This is a genomic window from Nitrosospira sp. TNL200, assembly GCF_055386305.1.
Map to the genome: position 1 here is coordinate 1,679,308 of NZ_AP041003.1, position 15,680 is coordinate 1,694,987.

Here is a 15,680-nt window from a genome sequence, read left to right on the forward strand (position 1 = left end):
GTTCCCATTTCCGGGGGGGAAAGCGCGATATCACGCCGCGCCGCCGCTCACGCTGATGTTCTGTCCGGTAATCCAGGCTGCTTCGTCGCTTACCAGAAAAAGCACCAGGCTGGCGACGTCCCGCGGCTCGCCCACGCGTCCCTGGAACGACATCGCAGCCATGCGCTTGATCGTCTCTTCGCTTTTTCCCGTGGTGAACATCTCCGTGTTTACCGGACCGGGCGAAACGATATTGGCCGTAATGCCACGCCCCCCTGCTTCTTTCGCAAAAATGCGCGTCAACTGCTCGACCGCGCCCTTGCTGGCAGCATACGCGGCATAGTTGGGGAGCATCAGCCGCGTGACCGTGCTCGACAGGCTGACCACGCGCCCCCCGTCTGCCAGCCGCGTGGCCGCTTCCCGCAAGGCATAGAAAACGCTGCGCGTATTGATGTTCCAGACGCGGTCGAACTCTTCGTCCCGGATGTCGGCAATTTCCCGTGAGAGAAGGATGCCGGCGTTATTGACCAGGATATCCACGCGGCCGAACCTGCCGATAGCGGCATCAAAAAGTATGCGCACTTCTGCTGAATGGCTCACATCCGCCCGGACAGAAAGTGCTTCTCCTCCCGCCTCCATGATCTCGCTGCAGACCGTTTCGGCAGCATGGCGATTGCTGAAATAGTTGATGATGATTTTTGCGCCCGCACCCGCCAGCGAGCGGGCGATTTCCGCGCCTATGCCGCGGGATGCGCCAGTGACGATGGCGATCTTGCCTTCGAGCGGTTTCGCCATCATGCGGTCCATGCAATCCATACAGCACGCGAGAGGGTCATGTGCATTGTCTTCTTGTGATTTCTGCCACATGCCTGCCCTGGAACCGGGCGATGGTCAGCTCGTTCTCCGATGGTTTCCGGCTACCGTCGCCGCCGGCAAGCGTGGCCGCGCCGTAAGGCGATCCCCCCGTGATTTCGCTCATATTGAGCAATCCCTGGCAGGAATAAGGCACTCCGACGATGATCATGCCCTGATGCAGCAAGGTGTTATGGAAGGAGGTGATGGTGGTTTCCTGCCCGCCATGCTGAGTAGCTGTCGAGGTAAAAACGCTGGCCACTTTCCCAATCAATCCGCCACTCAACCATAATTTCCCCGTCTGGTCCAGGAAGTTGCGCATTTGCGCGCACATGTTGCCAAAGCGGGTCGGCGTACCAAAAATGATGCCGTCGTAGGAAGGCAATTCGTCCACCGTTGCGACAGGCGCCATCTGCTCCAGTTTTGCGCCTGCCTTGCGCGCAATTTCTTCCGGCATCAGTTCCGGCACCCGCTTGATGACGACTTCTGTTCCATCGAGGCTGCGGGCGCCTTCGGCGACCGCCCCGGCCATGGTTTCGACATGGCCGTACATGCTGTAATAGAGTACGAGAATTTTTGTCATGTTCCTCTCCCTTGAAATACGCTGATACGCAGGATGGTCGAGCGCACCCTGCGCAGCCTGGACCGGTCGACCTGCCGCCAACTCTACCGCCGATGCCAGGGATCACCCGAAAGCCGGAATCCCTGGATTTTCCTTAAAGCTCAACTCCACGCCATTCCCGGCCGGGTCCTGCAAAAAAAGCTGATAAATGCCCAATTCCGCCACCTGGCCGCGAGAGAACGGGATATCGTGCCCATCGAGGGTTGCTTCCATCGCAGTGCGGCCGGTACAGGTAAAAGCGACATGATCGAATGTGGTGGAGGTATGCGTGAGGCGCGATTCTCCCGCCCTCGTCTCGCTCAGATGAAGAACGCAGTCGCTGCCGGCATAAAGCCAGTATCCAAAGCTTCCCAGGTCAGGTCGCCTGCCCTGCCGCAGGCCAATGATATCGCAATAGAAATCCCTGAGCCGGTCCATGAGTTCCCGCGGCGCTCGCAGATTGTAGTGGTTGAAGGCTATCGCCGCCATATGCTTTCGTCAAGACGCCGCTGCTTCATTCTTTTGCCCCGCTGGATTGCAATAGCTCGGCGGCTTGCGAATGATTCCGTCCCAGGGCAAACGCAACAGCGGTTTTTCCCGCATCGTTTCTCAAGTTGGGGTCCGCCCCATTTTTCAGCAGGACAGTAATGGCATCCGTGTGGTTTCCCCGTGCCGCCATCATCAACGGCGTAGTGCCGTTGGGAGAAGTCGAATCGACTGGAACGCCTCCGTCCAGGAGCAGCTGGATTACCCTGACATGGCCGTTGGTCGCTGCATAGAGCAGCGGATTCCAGCCGTCATGCTTGATTTCCGCTCCCTTGACATAGAGCTTTTCGACGATGTTGTATAGTCCATTGTAGCTAGCGAGCATTATCGCGGTCTCGCCATACCGGTTACGCAGGTTGAGCTTGGCGCCCGCATTCAGGAGGATGTCGATTAGTTCGGGATTATTGTTCTGGATGGCGATCATAAGCAGCGTGTTTCCTTGCTCATCCGGCGTGTTGGGGTCGGCGCCGCGGGCAAGCAGCTTTGCTATGTCTCCCGTATGATTAACCTCCACCGCCGAGCGCAGCTCCTCATACACGCCTGCCGAGACTGGGGATGCCAGGAAAAAGCCGACGACAAGCAGCAAGCAGGAAAAATTCCAGGATCTGGTTGGAGATATCATCATGCAACCTTGAAAAGATTAAAGAAATTGGCTGTAGTGGCGGCGGCAACTTCCTCCAGTCTGATGCCCCGCAGCGCGGCTATTTCCTCCGCCACGTGGCGCACGAAGGCAGGCTGATTGATTTTACCCCGATGCGGCACGGGAGCGAGATAGGGCGAATCGGTTTCAATCAGCATTCTCTCCAGTCCGATTTTCCTGGCTACATCCTTCAGCGCTACCGCATTCTTGAAGGTAACGATACCCGAAAACGAAATATAAAAGTTCATTTCCATCGCCTGCTGCGCCACTTCCCAGTTTTCGGTAAAGCAGTGCATCACTCCCCCGACCCGGTCGGCGCCCTCCTCCGCCATGATGCGCAAGGTGTCCTCCGCGGCTGCGCGCGTATGAATGATGAGCGGCTTGCCGCACGCCCTTGCCGCGCGGATATGCTGACGGAAACGCTCGCGCTGCCATTCCAGGTCTCCCGTGAGGCGGAAGTAATCCAGCCCTGTTTCCCCGATAGCGACAATTCTGGGGTGCCTTGCAAGAGACGCCAGTTGCGCGGCCTGAGGTTCCTCCAGGTTTTCATAGTCGGGATGAACCCCTACGGAGGCAAAGAGGTTGGAATGGGTTTCCGCCAGGGCGAGCACGCGTGGAAAATCCTCGAGATTCACGCTCACGCACAGGGCATGGCTGACCCCATTATCCCGCATGCTTGCCATCACGTCGTCGAGGCGGCTTGCGAGATCGGGAAAATCCAGGTGGCAGTGGGAGTCAACAAGCATGATGACAAAGTTTAAATCTGCGATGAAGTGAATGAAACCAGGCATTGCTCAGTCTTGCGATCAGGGACGCAGATGTCGGCTTTTTTTACAAAACTGATGAGCCAAGCTATCAAAATATGCCAGTATTAACGCACATTCTTTATAGTCAAATGATTTTATATGATCTTTTTCCAGTATTTAAAAAAGGCATGAAAATTGCTAAATCTCTGACCGGTAACATCGTGTGTGAGGAAATTCGTACTTCGTGTAATACATAACTCAAAAAGGAATCAAATGAAAACCAAGAAGAAAATAATTTCGATGTTTTTTGGGACGCTATTTTTGGGCGCCGCCTCCATCGCTTCAGCCGGCCCCATCATCATTGCGGGGACGGATGCGGATGATCATGGTTCCGCCAGCTCCACTACCAATTTCACGGGTTGGCTGTTCATGCAGAAGGCCTTTGAGAATCTTGCGCCTGCGGTAACCAATGGGCAGCACACCGTGGCATGTATTGGCTGCAACTCGAGCTCCGCGCTTTCGGCATTCAACTCCGCTACCTCGAAATCCAGCCTGGATGGTTCGTGGGGCTTCGTGGCCCTGTCCACTTTATCCGATATCACCAACTTCTTCAATGGCACTGGCACCACCAACGCCAGCAACACGGGCATCATTTATATGCCTACCGTAAGCAGTAACGTATCGGGGGGCATCACTGATGCGCAGCTTGGCATCGTCAATGCCAATTCCGGCATCCTCAACAATTTCGTGGTGAGTGGCGGCGGACTCTTCACGCAGGAGCAAGCCAACTCGAGTATCGGTTACGGATGGCTCTCGGCCCTGCTGCCTGGACTGGTAGTTCAGGGAGATAACGGCGGTCCCAATTTCAACTCCGGCTCCCTGACGATTACCGCAGCAGGCAATGCCGCATTTCCCGGCCTGACCAATAGCGATGTCAGCAACGCGACTCCCTGGCATGCCTGGTTTTCGGGCGACTTTGGAGGCTTGAGCACTCTTGTCACCGGACCAATTTTCGGCCAGACGGGCGGCACTTTCCCCGGGGCCGTGGTAATTGGTGGCGGCGCCGGAACAGTATTCCAGTGCGGCGAACCGGGACAGCCGTCCTGCGGTACCGTGCCGGAACCCGGAACGATCCCGCTGCTGGTCCTTGGTTTGCTGGGACTAGCCCATACCCTGCGTCGCAGATTCGGATAGATTCCGGTTTGACCGGTTCCACCAGAAGCCTTTCCTTCGGGAAAGGCTTTCGGTCGATTGCGAAGAGATGGCGCATGGCCGGCAAATAAAGCTCTATCGGGAACTCGTTGCCACCGAATATCGATCACGCAAATGCGCTTGTCGCCGGCGGCCGGGGGGGCAGCGCCTGGAGATAGGAAATCAGCAGATCCTCGAGGAACAGGCGCGGATTGAGAGGATGGGCCGCAAGCTGCTGTGCTTCGTTCAAGCTGCGCAGATAAACGCTCAGTTGCCGGGGATCGATGCCGTACGCCAGGGATTTTATGGCCTCCACCTTGTCGAGGTGATAGCGTATCTCCCCTGTAACGCGAAAACTCATTAAATCGTAGCTCCATTTCTGCAGCCAGCTCACCACTATCGCCATATCCGTTTTCTGCATCCTGTCCGCAAGAGCGACTGGATTAAGGTCGCGCGCGCTGACTTGCTGGATGAAGCTGCCATGCAAATCAAGGTAATCGCCATGACTGAATTCCAGCGCCGCAAGCGGCGCATAGCCGGCGGAAGCAAGACAGATTTCGGGATTTTTAACTCCCTGCTGCCTTAGCCAGCCAAGCGCGGCGGCGCGGTCCGGCGCAGGCATGGCGACCTGGCGGCAGCGGCTGCGTATGGTCGGAAGCAGATATTGCGCCTGATGCGTGACCAGCATGAACAAGGTGTACGCCGGCGGCTCTTCCAGATTTTTCAGCAAGGCATTGGCGGCGGCGGCATTCATCGTCTCAGCCGGATGGATCAGCACGATCTTGTAGCCGCTCTGATGACTGGATATATTGACGAAATCGACCGCATTTCGAATCTGCTCCACGGTAATCTGCTTGCTGGGTTTTTTCGCCGCTTTCTTTCCGTCCGTAATTTCATCCCCGGCACTTGCCTCGGCAGCCGCTTTTTCGCCGACGGCTTCCGAAGATTCTGGCGAATCAGCCGTTTGCGAAAGGATCTCCGGTTCGATCAGGCGGAAATCGGGATGCCCGCCGATTTCGAACCACGCGCAACTCGCGCATGCCCCGCAGGACAGGCGTTCGACCGTTGGGTTGCGGCATAGCAGCGACTTGGCCAGACAGCGGGCGAATGCGAGCTTGCCGATGCCCTTCCTGCCCCTCAAGAGCAACGCGTGCCCCAGGGAAGCCTTTCCCGGACCCGGTTGACCGGCAAGCGCCAGCGGTCGCCACACATCTCGCTGCCAGGAAAAAATATCATTCATGACCATTCATGACAGATGGCGGAAAGAAAATCACTCACCGATTTCGTGACCTCGTCCAGAGGAACGCTGGCATCGATTACCCGTATTCTCGAAGGGAATTTTCTTGCCCGCTCCAGATAGGCGGCCCGCACTCCGCGAAAAAACTCATCCCGTTCTTTTTCAAACCGGTCCGGAGGCTTCGCGGCATGGACACGCCGCCTGCCTACCTCGACCGGCACATCGAAATAAAGCGTGAGGTCGGGTTGAAATTTCCCCTGAACCCATGCTTCCAGATCGTCGAGTTTGCGCAGGGACATTCCCCTGCCTCCGCCCTGATATGCAAAGCTCGCATCCGTGAATCGATCCGAGATCACCCAGTCGCCTCTTTCAAGGGCCGGGAAAATAACCTTGTCCAGATGCTCGCGGCGGGCCGCAAACATCAGCAGCGCCTCCGTTTCGGGATGCATCGGCTGGTCAGTGTCCAGCAGCAGTTCTCGCAATTTTTCCCCGAGAGGCGTGCCGCCGGGTTCGCGGGTGACGATTGCCGGTTTCCCATTTTCGAGCAAAAATTTCTCGATCCCTTGCAACTGGGTACTTTTGCCCGCTCCGTCCATGCCCTCAAGGGTGATGAACTTGCCGGAAAACGTTGTCGAGGTCATTTTTGATAAAGTGTAAGGTGGATGTAAAGATCCTATGCTTGATTTGCGTGCAACCAGCCCCTGAGCCGGTTACTGGCGCCGGTGGGGCATGATCCCGCTCGGGCGGGGGATATCGATCCGGCTTTTGATCCTTTCGCCAGGGTCGCCAGGGCTTTCATGAGGGAAGGGCAAGAACAAGGCGATTCGGCTAGAATCGTCGTGGCGCCCTTGGTCAGCCTCGCGAATGGGTATACCATGTTGCCAGCGCCTCGAATGCCATGCGATTGCAATGTGATTGCAACGCGTTGGGCAGCGCGTGATCCCGAAGAACGTTACATTCAGGAGTTTATCATGGCTTTCCACAGCAGGACTTCATCCGGTCGAAAAACCAGCGCGATGACGCTGGCCATCCTGGCGATAGCGGCATATGGCCCGTGCTTGCCGGGTATGCCGAGCGCAAGCGCGGCGCCGGTGGAGAAAACATCGCGGGTGGAGCATGACCAGGCGGCGGGGAACACGCCCATACCCGCCCCGTCCCCATCCGGCAGCGAACCGCTGACCGAGCTGGAGCGGATGGAACTCCACTACCGTCGCTATAGCGCTGCCGCCACTAGCGTGGCTCAGCTATTCAAGCAATTGAGCCAGAAAATCGAGGATGTCACAGTGGCAGCCAAGGCTGCGGAAGTAAAGAGCAGCGCCCATAACAAACGTGTGCTGGAAGACAAATTACGCCAACTCGAGAGCGCACGCACAACCTATAACCTGCAATATGCCCAGTTGCATGGGCAGATGCAAAATGAAAATCGAAGCTATGCCGCGATCGTCCATGATCTGAAGAACAGATACAGTGATACGAATGCTTCGAAGACGGAGCAGGATGCAAAGGCAAAGCAGACGAAGGGAAAGGATGGCAAACTCAAGGATTCCAGGACCAGGGAAACCAGACAAGGGGAAGTGAAGGGTCAGGATTCGAAAACTGCCGGTTCCAGAACCGCAGCATCGAAGAACAAGGAAAGGGATAAGCAGGCGCTGGATCTGCAGGCCGGGGAACGGGAGGGTAAAGATCCACGAGTCATCGATCTCAATACGAAGGAATTGAGGCAGAGGCGGGATGAAGCCACGAAGCCGGTATCCGCTCCCACCTTGAATGCCGTTCCATAGTTCCAGCCTGCCAGCCGCCAGCAGATTTCACCGCACCCCGGAACTTCCCGGCCTTCCGAATCCGGGGAAAAACGACCCTCCATTTCCCCGCCACGCTGAATGCCTGTCATGTTTCATGCGCTTGTCCGGAACGGCAAGGTAATCTCGCAAGCAGGCAAGGCCATGGCCGTGCCATGGTGGAGCTTCACCAAAACCGTCATCGCTGCCGCGGCACTCGCCCTGGTGCGCGACAAACTGCTGTCGCTGGACAAAACAATCGAAAATCAACCGTTCACCCTTCGGCAGCTACTACGCCACGAGGCGGGACTTCCGGACTACGGGCAACTGCCTGACTATCATATAGCGGTGGATCAGAATCAGTTGCCCTGGCCGGATGAGGAGATGCTGGCGCGCACGAATGCAGGAAGCTTGTGCTACCCGCCTGGCAGTGGCTGGACGTATTCCAATATCGGATATCTGTACGTGCGGCGCCTTATCGAGCTTGAGACCGGCGAGGAATTCGAGGTTGCGCTGCAGCGACTGATCCTTCGCCCCTTGGGACTCGGCCATGTGCGGCTGGCCAGGTCGCGGGAAGATCTGATCGAGGTTGAGATGGGAAAGGCCGCCACCTACGAACCAGGCTGGGTTTACCACGGGTTGCTGGTTGGGCCGCTTCATGAAGCTGCGTTGTTACTGGACCGGCTGATGACTGGCCCCCTGCTTCCCGACGATTTATTGGCTGCCATGCTCGACAGCCGGTGTGTTGGTCAAGCCATAGCCGGCCGGCCCTGGCTATCGCCGGGATACGGGCTTGGCATCATGGCAGGGAAAACCGAAGGGGGAACATGGGTTGCCGGACATACCGGCGGCGGACCAAGCAGTTTTATCGCCGTCTACCGTAACAACAATTCACCGGTGTCTCTTTGCTGCGCAGCATTCTCGACAGGCAGCGACGCGGGTGGCGTGGAGCGTGAAGCAATCCACAGGATTGCGCAGGATTGAATCTGAATCCGGCAAGACAGAAAAACAGGATCAGACGTCAGCTCCTCAGCGGTGGGAGCGGGTTATCTTTCGGAATGAATTTGAGCGCGACCCCGTTATTGCACCAGCGTTCGCCGCGGGGACGCGGACCATCATCGAATACGTGGCCTTGATGGCCGCCGCAACGCGCGCAATGATATTCGGTACGCGGCATGATATAACTGAAGTCGCGCCCGGTTCCCATGTGTCCCTCGACAGGCTGGGTAAAGCTGGGCCAGCCGGTGCCGCTTTCATATTTATCTGCGCTATCGAACAATGGCAGGTAGCACGCCGCGCATAGATAGGTGCCGGCCCGATTTTCCTTGTTCAGCGCACTGCTGCCCGGTCGCTCGGTATCTCCTTCAAACAGCACGCGATATGCGGCCGGCGAAACCAGGCCGCGCCATTCCTCATGAGGCTTGTTCAAGGGCTTGACGGTAATGAGATTGGGTGTGGCACTCAGGTTTTTACCGCGCGAGCAACCTGAAACCAATGGGAAGGCGGCCAGCATGGCAAGATTTCGCAGCGCAGCCCGTCGATCCATGGAAGACCTCCTCGGATTTCCTATGAAAGGAAAGCTCCCGAAAATCCTCGCAAAATACGGGATTCATCCCGCTTCCTTAGCAATTTGACCGCTGGCGATCCGCGAGGTTCTTCACCACGGTCCCATCCTCCTGTCTCATGAAATGAAAATGCCAAAACAAGCTTTATCCGTTTCGCGGTGGTTTAAAATAGCGTGGCTTTGAACGGATCAGCTATCGCCGGCCGCGTGCCGCCGGCAGAAAGCCGCGAGGAAAAACAGCGCTCGTTCTTCGCGTGGCGAACGTGTTGACTACTCCGGAATGACCGGAAGCCGCCGGGAACGGCAGCGCGTTCAATCTTTTTAACCGGAGAAATTTTCATGCTGTTCGAGCGCGTCAAACCTCTTGAGCATATTATCGAATCGGCGGAGCGAAAGGGACTCAAGCGCCAGCTTGGCGCATTTGACCTTACCATGCTGGGGATCGGGGCCATTATCGGCACCGGAATTTTCGTGCTGACATCGGTCGCTGCCGAGAAAGCCGGCCCGGGCATGATGTTTTCATTTGTCCTCGCCGGCTTCGTGTGCGCGCTGACGGCGCTGGTATATTCGGAGATTGCCGCCATCGTGCCGGTAGCAGGGTCCGCTTATACCTATTCCTACGCGGTATTCGGCGAGTTGACGGCCTGGATGGTCGGCTGGGCGCTTATTCTGGAATATGCCGTGGCAGCCGCGGCGGTAGCCGTCGGATGGTCGGGATATATCAACGGATTTCTTCATGAGATAGGCTATGGACTGCCCCTGGTTCTGACCGCAGGACCCTACGATACCATTGTCCTGCGCTCCGGCGCAGGCATGGGCGCCACCTCGTCAGGCGGATTCAATCTGCTGGCCTTCCTCATCTCCCTGTTCGTTACGGTGCTATTGATCATCGGCACGTCAAAAAGCGCCAGATTCACAGCCGTGCTGGTCGTGGTAAAAATCGTCGCGCTTACCGCATTCATCGTCCTTGCCGTTCCTGCCGTGAGTGCCGCCAATTTTGACCCTCTGCTGCCCAACGGCTGGGGTACGCCATTTTCCGGGGTGGGCATACTTGGAGCGGCGGCCTCGATTTTCTTTGCCTACATCGGTTTCGACGCGGTATCCACTGCCGCCGAGGAGACAGTCAATCCCAACCGGAATGTGCCTATCGGACTGATAGGCTCGCTGACCATCTGCACGCTTTTCTATCTGGTGGTAGCCTATGCTGCCGTCGGAGCGGTTGGCGCCCAGCCGGGCGGCGAACTTTCGCAATCCAGGGAGCCGCTCGCGTACGTACTGCGCGCCGTGGGGTATCCCGCGACCGGAAACTGGGTGGCGTCCGCCGCCATCATTGCCCTCCCCTCCGTGGTATTGATGATGATATATGGGCAAACGCGGGTTCTTTTCACCATGTCCAGGGACGGCCTCATGCCGGGCGTATTCTCGCGCGTGCATGAGCGCTTTCATACTCCGCATGTCGTCACCGGCGTGACCGGCATAGCGGTCGCGCTCTTTGCCGCAATGTTTCCGGTGGGAATGCTGGCGGATATTTCAAACTCGGGCACGCTGTTCGCCTTCTTCACAGTGGCGATGGGCGTCATGATTCTACGCCGCCGCGACCCAACTCTTCATCGCCCTTTCAAAACACCCATGATCGGCATCGTAGGACCCATGGCAGCGGCGGGATGCGTGCTGCTGTTTTTCAGTCTCGGCTGGGAGACCATCAGATTGTTTCTTTATTGGGCGGCGATCGGGCTATTCATCTATTTCGGCTATGCCCGCAGGCACAGCCTTCTAGGGAAGCGCTGAATAAGTCTCCGCTGGCGCGGCGGTGGGCTTTGCGGGATGGGACGCGCAAAAGCGAAGCGGCAGAGCGCGGCTCGAAAGCAGTTCAACGATAGCCCGCACGGAACCTTGTTTGCCTCCCCTCCTTCAGCTCTGCAGGCGCCTTCGCTTGAACTGGGCTCCGGCGCTTCCGACAATAAGCAGGGCAAGAAAAGTGGGCGATTCGCCATCCCCGCCCAGCCCCATGGCCTTCATGGCTTCCATCGGATCATGCTGCGGCTCGTCCATATTCCGTTCGGTGCTGCTTAGCGAAGTGATACGTATCGAGGCAATTCCGCCAGGGCTGGTGACTCCGAAAAATCGGTCCTCGGCGGTTTGCCCGGCAAAAAGGCCATCCCCCAGCGAGGCGGGGCCAATGACGCCCAGAAGATTGTGCGAAGCATCGAAAGCCTCGAAAAGAACGCTATCGGAGCCCGCTCGGACGTTCGCAAGGCCAATGTCGGTCCATAGCAATCCGGCATCGGTCGGCAGCGAACCCAGCAATGCCGTGCTGAAAGTGAAGGTCAGGCTTGCGTCGCTGCTCGCGAACCAGGTATGGCCGCACCCGGCATACCCATCTTCCATCATGTCATCGATATCGGCCGGATCGAACGGATTATCCCTGGACGCAGCAGGCCGCATTTCAAATGGCGTTGCAGTCGGGGCAGACCCACCCGAAGCATTATCCTCGAAATCCTCCATGGGAAAAGCGCTGAACGCCGCGCGCACCGAAGGATAGTCCGCAAAGCAATGATAGGGAATCGGGCCAACCAGCGTGGCGTTGGCCGCAAAAGGTTCTGCCAGCAAAGCAACTACCGATAAGGGACCGCTCAGGTTCTTCATGTAACCCCCCTTTCCTGGAAGTGGTTTTCAATCCACACGAATGGACGGGTTCTATCTTACGAGCTGCTTTCATTTTTGCCATCGGACTTAGGTACTAATGCCTGAATCAGTCTCATGCGAGCGACCAGGCGCTGCGAGAGATTGTTCAGGAATTCCCTGAAACAGAGCAGATACTTTTATGAGTAGGATGACAGGAATAAGTTCGAATACTGCTGATCCTCATCGGGAAAATCCGAAACACCGGGTTTTCCATATCGAACCCGGCTGGCGTTTTCCCGCACGCCTGATTGGGGCAGGATCAGAGAGCGAAATTAAAAACCATTTTTTAAACATGGACTTCCATTGAATTTCTCTGCCAGAAATATCACACCGGCATTGAACTCGACCGCATGAATCATAGTCGTATCATTCTTGAGGCCGTCGCCACCGACCTCGGCGTGCGATTATTGCGCCGGCGCGGGAAGCGCTTCGAAGGTTCCCGCAAGCGCAACGGCACGGTCTCAAGAAAGCGGAGGTATTTTTTTCGATATTCGACTTATTTATGGAGGATTTATGAAAAAGAGCACGCTCATGTTCGCCCTGGTTGCACCCCTGTTCGCTACAGCCGCCAAGGCAGAGGCGCCCAACGATGCGCAAATTGCATCTATTGTCGTCACGGCCAACCAGGTCGATATCGATGCGGGAAAACTGGCTGAATCCAAGGCATCCAACGCGGACGTCAAGGCATTTGGCCACAGGATGGCCACCGACCACGCCGATGTGAACAAGCAGGCAGTCGAGCTCGTTACCAAGCTCAAGGTCACGCCCCAGAATAATCCGACCAGCGAAAGCCTCAAGGCCGGAGGCGAGAAAAATATCGCCAACCTCAAGAAATTGAGCGGTGCCGCATTCGACAAGGCCTACATCGATCATGAGGTAGCCTATCATCAGCAAGTCCTCGATGCAGTCGACAAAACGCTCATCCCCAGCGCCAAAAATGAAGAACTGAAAGCCCTGCTGATCAAAGTGCGTCCCGCATTTGTCTCGCACACCGAGCACGCCAAACAACTCCAATCCACGCTCAAGTAAAACCGTACCAAGCCGCAACGAAACCCTCCGCCTGGTCCCCGGTCCCGGCCGGAGGGGTTCCCGGTAGATTACCGGCCGGCTTCGTCTCATCCGGCATGCCAGTGATGAAACGCGGATGAAATCCCCTGCAAATCCATCGCCCATCTGCTCAGACCCGAATTGGTGGAAGAAAACCACCGTGTACCACATCTACCTGCGCTCTTTTTACGATGCGAATGGGGATGGCATCGGCGACATCCAGGGGGTGATCGAGAAACTCGACTATCTGGCGGATCTCGGCTATGAAACAATCTGGATTTCTCCCTTTACCCAAAGTCCGCAACGCGATTTCGGCTACGACATCAGCGACTACCTTTCCATTTCAGCGCAGTATGGAGACATGCCGCTTTTTGAAAAACTGGTGCAGGAGGTGCACTCCAGGAAAATGAAGATCGTGTTCGACCTGGTGCTGAACCACACGTCGGATGAACATGACTGGTTCAAGGAATCCGCCAGCTCCCGCGATAATCCCAAGGCCGACTGGTACATCTGGAAAGATGGAAAAGGCAGGGACGGCAGAAAGCCCCCGAACAACTGGCGGGCAATGGCGGGCAACAGGGCATGGATCTATTATCCCGGGCGCAAGCAGTTCAACTACACCGCTTTCCTGCCTTTCCAGCCGGACCTGAATTACCGCAATCCCGAAGTCAAGCAGGCCATGTTCGACGTCGTCCGGTTCTGGCTCTATAAAGGCGTGGATGGCTTCCGGCTCGACATTATCAGCGCAATTTACGAAGATCCCGAGCTGCGGCACAATCCTCCAAGCTTGCGCCTGACTCCATCGGACAAAGCGCTCACCATTTTTTTCCAGAACCTGAAGAATAATTTTCTGCAGACGGAAAGCTTCGAATTCGCCGCCGAGCTGAGGAAGGTGACGGACGAATTCGATAATCCAAAACGGGTCCTGATCGGTGAATCCCACGGAGAAGAGGAACTGATCAGGCGATTCTGCCATGACAACGGTAAACGGGGCCTCAATGCCATCTTTCTTTTCAAGGCGATCTCCACCCCGTTCAAGGCGGAAAATTACCGCCAATTGCTCGAAACATTCGAAAAGCATTTCCCGCCGCCCCTGGTGCCGACCCTCGTCTTTGCCAATCACGACCGCAATCGCGTGATGAGCCGCCTTGGAGGAAATATCGAAAAGGCAAGATTGCTTGCGCTGTTCCAGTTCACCTGCAGAGGCATTCCCTTCACCTATTACGGGGATGAGATCGGGATGCCAAGAGTCCGGATTCCCCTGAAGCAGGGGCAAGATGCCCTCGCCATGCAGCACCGGTGGGTTCCGCAGTTCCTGGTCGACCGCAGCAAGGAAATTCTCAATCGCGACGAGTGCCGCACACCCATGCTGTGGGATGAAAAACCGAACGCCGGCTTTTGTTCCGATTCGGTAAAGCCCTGGCTGCCTCTGGCTGAAAACTTCAGGGAAATCAATGTGGCGAAGCAGAGCAGCGACCCGTATTCGCTCCTGAATTTCTACCGGCGGGTGATTCGCCTGCGAAATGCCACGCCGGCACTGAGTGAAGGCCAGATGGAGATCGCGAATGACATCTGCAACAAAAAGGTGCTGGCATATTACCGAACGTTCGGCAATAAGAGGCTTGCGGTATTGCTGAACATGTCCGGGTCCGCGGTGAAGAATCCCGTGGGACACGACGAGATAGCGATTTCGACGCACCATCAGACAGAAGCGCACCGGCTGCAACCGTACGAAGGGCGGGTGGTGAGGGGTTAAATAATTTCTATAGTACGCTTAAACTATACTAAAGTACTATACCAACTTCCTTATCTACCCGAGATTGAACAAAAAAATAAACGGCTCTTCCCATGAAGAAATTTATGAAATGGCCTATAAAGGCAATAAAAAAGGACGTGAGTTATTTTCGTGACTTATCGCTTTATTTAATGTCACGGGAACAAACAGGCAAAAAGCCGTGTGTGAGATATTGCCAGGCGGGAACCCTATCCCCATCTTTCAAAAAACCGGTATGTTTTTTCAGCACATACGATAGCAAAGACATTGTCAGGTCTAGCGTTATCCATTACCTTGATGAGCTCGTACAGGCTGGATTTGACATTGTATTTATAAGCTCGAGCAATGCGATTTCCAATGAGGATCTGGGCAAATTATCAAATTATTGTATAAAAATAATAAATCGGGATAACAAGGGCTATGATTTTTATAGCTGGAAAACCGGATTGGAAAAATATCCTCATTTCCGCGAACATGCGGCTGTATTGCTGGCTAACGATAGCGTCATAGGTCCGCTTTTCAATATTTCCAGGATCATCGAGAGGTTGGAAACGGATGATGCCGATGTGCTCGGCATGACCGACTGCTATCAATACTATCCGCATCTTCAATCCTATTTCCTTTATTGTAAAAAACAGGTCATCGTCTCCAGAGAATTCATCCAGTTTTTTACCCGCGTCGATGCACTCGAATTTAAGATGGCCATAATAAGAAAATATGAAGTAGGCTTCTCGCGATTACTGCAACGCCGATTCAAGCTGTCCGCACTTTACGATTTGGAAACTCTTCTGGGTCAAACAAAATATGATGCCCGGCCGAAAAAGTGGATCGATCCGACTGTTCATTTATGGAAACCTCTCATTACCGAACTCGATTTCCCTTTTATCAAAAAAAGTCTTGTCATAAAAAAGGGTGTAAGTATCGAAGAAATTTCTGCAACACTTGCGAGAAGTAATTCTGTTTATGATATTAGTATTTATGGAAATATCATCTAACAAAGTATAGCTGTTGAGGTCTGGTGCCTGGTACCAGTTTTCCAA

General features: G+C 55.5%; 16 protein-coding genes. 7 read left to right on the forward strand and 9 right to left on the reverse strand.

What is annotated here, in order from left to right; all coding sequences use genetic code 11:
• Positions 1 to 30: 30 nt before the first annotated feature.
• From ACZ5CE_RS07505 to ACZ5CE_RS07525, 5 genes are all read right to left on the reverse strand, one after another.
• Positions 31 to 777 (reverse strand): SDR family oxidoreductase, encoded by a 747-nt coding sequence (locus tag ACZ5CE_RS07505; RefSeq protein ID WP_464574262.1) that lies wholly within the window; start codon positions 775 to 777, stop codon positions 31 to 33.
• A gap of 34 nt (positions 778 to 811) precedes the next feature.
• The gene (gene wrbA / locus ACZ5CE_RS07510) at positions 812 to 1,414 is read right to left on the reverse strand and encodes an NAD(P)H:quinone oxidoreductase (protein WP_464574263.1); all 603 of its coding nucleotides are present in this window, start codon (positions 1,412 to 1,414) and stop codon (positions 812 to 814) included.
• 102 nt (positions 1,415 to 1,516) lie between these two features.
• Entirely contained in the window at positions 1,517 to 1,921 is a 405-nt protein-coding gene (locus ACZ5CE_RS07515; protein WP_464574264.1) for a VOC family protein, read from the reverse strand.
• Between the two features lie 25 nt (positions 1,922 to 1,946).
• Entirely contained in the window at positions 1,947 to 2,603 is a 657-nt protein-coding gene (locus ACZ5CE_RS07520; RefSeq protein ID WP_464574265.1) for an ankyrin repeat domain-containing protein, read from the reverse strand.
• Positions 2,600 to 3,364 (reverse strand): TatD family hydrolase, encoded by a 765-nt coding sequence (locus tag ACZ5CE_RS07525; protein WP_464574266.1) that lies wholly within the window; start codon positions 3,362 to 3,364, stop codon positions 2,600 to 2,602. Before ACZ5CE_RS07525 ends, ACZ5CE_RS07520 begins: the two co-directional genes overlap by 4 nt.
• A gap of 273 nt (positions 3,365 to 3,637) precedes the next feature.
• Here ACZ5CE_RS07525 and ACZ5CE_RS07530 point away from each other — a divergent pair, with 273 nt between their 5' ends.
• Positions 3,638 to 4,558 (forward strand): MYXO-CTERM sorting domain-containing protein, encoded by a 921-nt coding sequence (locus tag ACZ5CE_RS07530; RefSeq protein WP_464574267.1) that lies wholly within the window; start codon positions 3,638 to 3,640, stop codon positions 4,556 to 4,558.
• Positions 4,559 to 4,682: 124 nt separating this feature from the next.
• Here ACZ5CE_RS07530 and holB read toward each other — a convergent pair whose 3' ends face one another.
• Together holB and tmk are read right to left on the reverse strand one after the other, a co-directional pair.
• On the reverse strand, positions 4,683 to 5,795 hold the full coding sequence (gene holB, locus ACZ5CE_RS07535) for a DNA polymerase III subunit delta' (RefSeq protein ID WP_464574268.1): 1,113 nt from the start codon (positions 5,793 to 5,795) through the stop codon (positions 4,683 to 4,685).
• Positions 5,792 to 6,433, reverse strand: coding sequence for a dTMP kinase (tmk, locus tag ACZ5CE_RS07540; RefSeq protein ID WP_464574269.1), 642 nt, complete (start codon positions 6,431 to 6,433; stop codon positions 5,792 to 5,794). The genes holB and tmk overlap by 4 nt, the downstream gene beginning before the upstream one ends.
• Positions 6,434 to 6,763: 330 nt before the next feature.
• Here tmk and ACZ5CE_RS07545 point away from each other — a divergent pair, with 330 nt between their 5' ends.
• Positions 6,764 to 7,573, forward strand: a complete 810-nt coding sequence (locus ACZ5CE_RS07545; protein ID WP_464574270.1) for a hypothetical protein — start codon at positions 6,764 to 6,766, stop codon at positions 7,571 to 7,573.
• A 99-nt stretch (positions 7,574 to 7,672) separates the two neighbouring features.
• Positions 7,673 to 8,554 carry a serine hydrolase domain-containing protein gene (locus ACZ5CE_RS07550; RefSeq protein WP_464574271.1) on the forward strand — a complete coding sequence of 294 codons (882 nt, stop codon included), beginning with the start codon at positions 7,673 to 7,675 and terminating at the stop codon, positions 8,552 to 8,554.
• 37 nt (positions 8,555 to 8,591) lie between these two features.
• Here ACZ5CE_RS07550 and msrB read toward each other — a convergent pair whose 3' ends face one another.
• Positions 8,592 to 9,116 (reverse strand): peptide-methionine (R)-S-oxide reductase MsrB, encoded by a 525-nt coding sequence (gene msrB / locus ACZ5CE_RS07555; protein WP_464574272.1) that lies wholly within the window; start codon positions 9,114 to 9,116, stop codon positions 8,592 to 8,594.
• 357 nt (positions 9,117 to 9,473) lie between these two features.
• On the opposite strand from msrB, the gene ACZ5CE_RS07560 reads away from it, so the two are divergent.
• Entirely contained in the window at positions 9,474 to 10,922 is a 1,449-nt protein-coding gene (locus ACZ5CE_RS07560; protein ID WP_464574273.1) for an amino acid permease, read from the forward strand.
• A 123-nt stretch (positions 10,923 to 11,045) separates the two neighbouring features.
• Here ACZ5CE_RS07560 and ACZ5CE_RS07565 read toward each other — a convergent pair whose 3' ends face one another.
• Positions 11,046 to 11,780 (reverse strand): hypothetical protein, encoded by a 735-nt coding sequence (locus tag ACZ5CE_RS07565; RefSeq protein WP_464574274.1) that lies wholly within the window; start codon positions 11,778 to 11,780, stop codon positions 11,046 to 11,048.
• A gap of 552 nt (positions 11,781 to 12,332) precedes the next feature.
• On the opposite strand from ACZ5CE_RS07565, the gene ACZ5CE_RS07570 reads away from it, so the two are divergent.
• The 3 genes from ACZ5CE_RS07570 to ACZ5CE_RS07580 all read left to right on the forward strand — a co-directional run bounded on the left by ACZ5CE_RS07570 (position 12,333) and on the right by ACZ5CE_RS07580 (position 15,635).
• A complete protein-coding gene (locus tag ACZ5CE_RS07570) occupies positions 12,333 to 12,848 on the forward strand; it encodes a DUF4142 domain-containing protein (RefSeq protein WP_464574275.1) in 516 nt (171 codons plus the stop codon).
• A 115-nt stretch (positions 12,849 to 12,963) separates the two neighbouring features.
• A complete protein-coding gene (locus ACZ5CE_RS07575; protein WP_464574276.1) occupies positions 12,964 to 14,622 on the forward strand; it encodes an alpha-glucosidase in 1,659 nt (552 codons plus the stop codon).
• A 92-nt stretch (positions 14,623 to 14,714) separates the two neighbouring features.
• Positions 14,715 to 15,635 carry a rhamnan synthesis F family protein gene (locus ACZ5CE_RS07580; RefSeq protein ID WP_464574277.1) on the forward strand — a complete coding sequence of 307 codons (921 nt, stop codon included), beginning with the start codon at positions 14,715 to 14,717 and terminating at the stop codon, positions 15,633 to 15,635.
• The last annotated feature ends 45 nt before the right edge of the window (positions 15,636 to 15,680 follow it).

Bases quoted from the DNA above. Each gene is read 5' to 3' on its own strand.
- ACZ5CE_RS07505 (WP_464574262.1), bottom strand. From the start codon at position 777: ATGATGGCGAAACCGCTCGAAGGCAAGATCGCCATCGTCACTGGCGCA.
- wrbA (WP_464574263.1), bottom strand. From the start codon at position 1,414: ATGACAAAAATTCTCGTACTCTATTACAGCATGTACGGCCATGTCGAA.
- ACZ5CE_RS07515 (WP_464574264.1), bottom strand. From the start codon at position 1,921: ATGGCGGCGATAGCCTTCAACCACTACAATCTGCGAGCGCCGCGGGAA.
- ACZ5CE_RS07520 (WP_464574265.1), bottom strand. From the start codon at position 2,603: ATGATGATATCTCCAACCAGATCCTGGAATTTTTCCTGCTTGCTGCTT.
- ACZ5CE_RS07525 (WP_464574266.1), bottom strand. From the start codon at position 3,364: ATGCTTGTTGACTCCCACTGCCACCTGGATTTTCCCGATCTCGCAAGC.
- ACZ5CE_RS07530 (WP_464574267.1), top strand. From the start codon at position 3,638: ATGAAAACCAAGAAGAAAATAATTTCGATGTTTTTTGGGACGCTATTT.
- holB (WP_464574268.1), bottom strand. From the start codon at position 5,795: ATGAATGATATTTTTTCCTGGCAGCGAGATGTGTGGCGACCGCTGGCG.
- tmk (WP_464574269.1), bottom strand. From the start codon at position 6,433: ATGACCTCGACAACGTTTTCCGGCAAGTTCATCACCCTTGAGGGCATG.
- ACZ5CE_RS07545 (WP_464574270.1), top strand. From the start codon at position 6,764: ATGGCTTTCCACAGCAGGACTTCATCCGGTCGAAAAACCAGCGCGATG.
- ACZ5CE_RS07550 (WP_464574271.1), top strand. From the start codon at position 7,673: ATGCCTGTCATGTTTCATGCGCTTGTCCGGAACGGCAAGGTAATCTCG.
- msrB (WP_464574272.1), bottom strand. From the start codon at position 9,116: ATGGATCGACGGGCTGCGCTGCGAAATCTTGCCATGCTGGCCGCCTTC.
- ACZ5CE_RS07560 (WP_464574273.1), top strand. From the start codon at position 9,474: ATGCTGTTCGAGCGCGTCAAACCTCTTGAGCATATTATCGAATCGGCG.
- ACZ5CE_RS07565 (WP_464574274.1), bottom strand. From the start codon at position 11,780: ATGAAGAACCTGAGCGGTCCCTTATCGGTAGTTGCTTTGCTGGCAGAA.
- ACZ5CE_RS07570 (WP_464574275.1), top strand. From the start codon at position 12,333: ATGAAAAAGAGCACGCTCATGTTCGCCCTGGTTGCACCCCTGTTCGCT.
- ACZ5CE_RS07575 (WP_464574276.1), top strand. From the start codon at position 12,964: ATGAAATCCCCTGCAAATCCATCGCCCATCTGCTCAGACCCGAATTGG.
- ACZ5CE_RS07580 (WP_464574277.1), top strand. From the start codon at position 14,715: ATGAAGAAATTTATGAAATGGCCTATAAAGGCAATAAAAAAGGACGTG.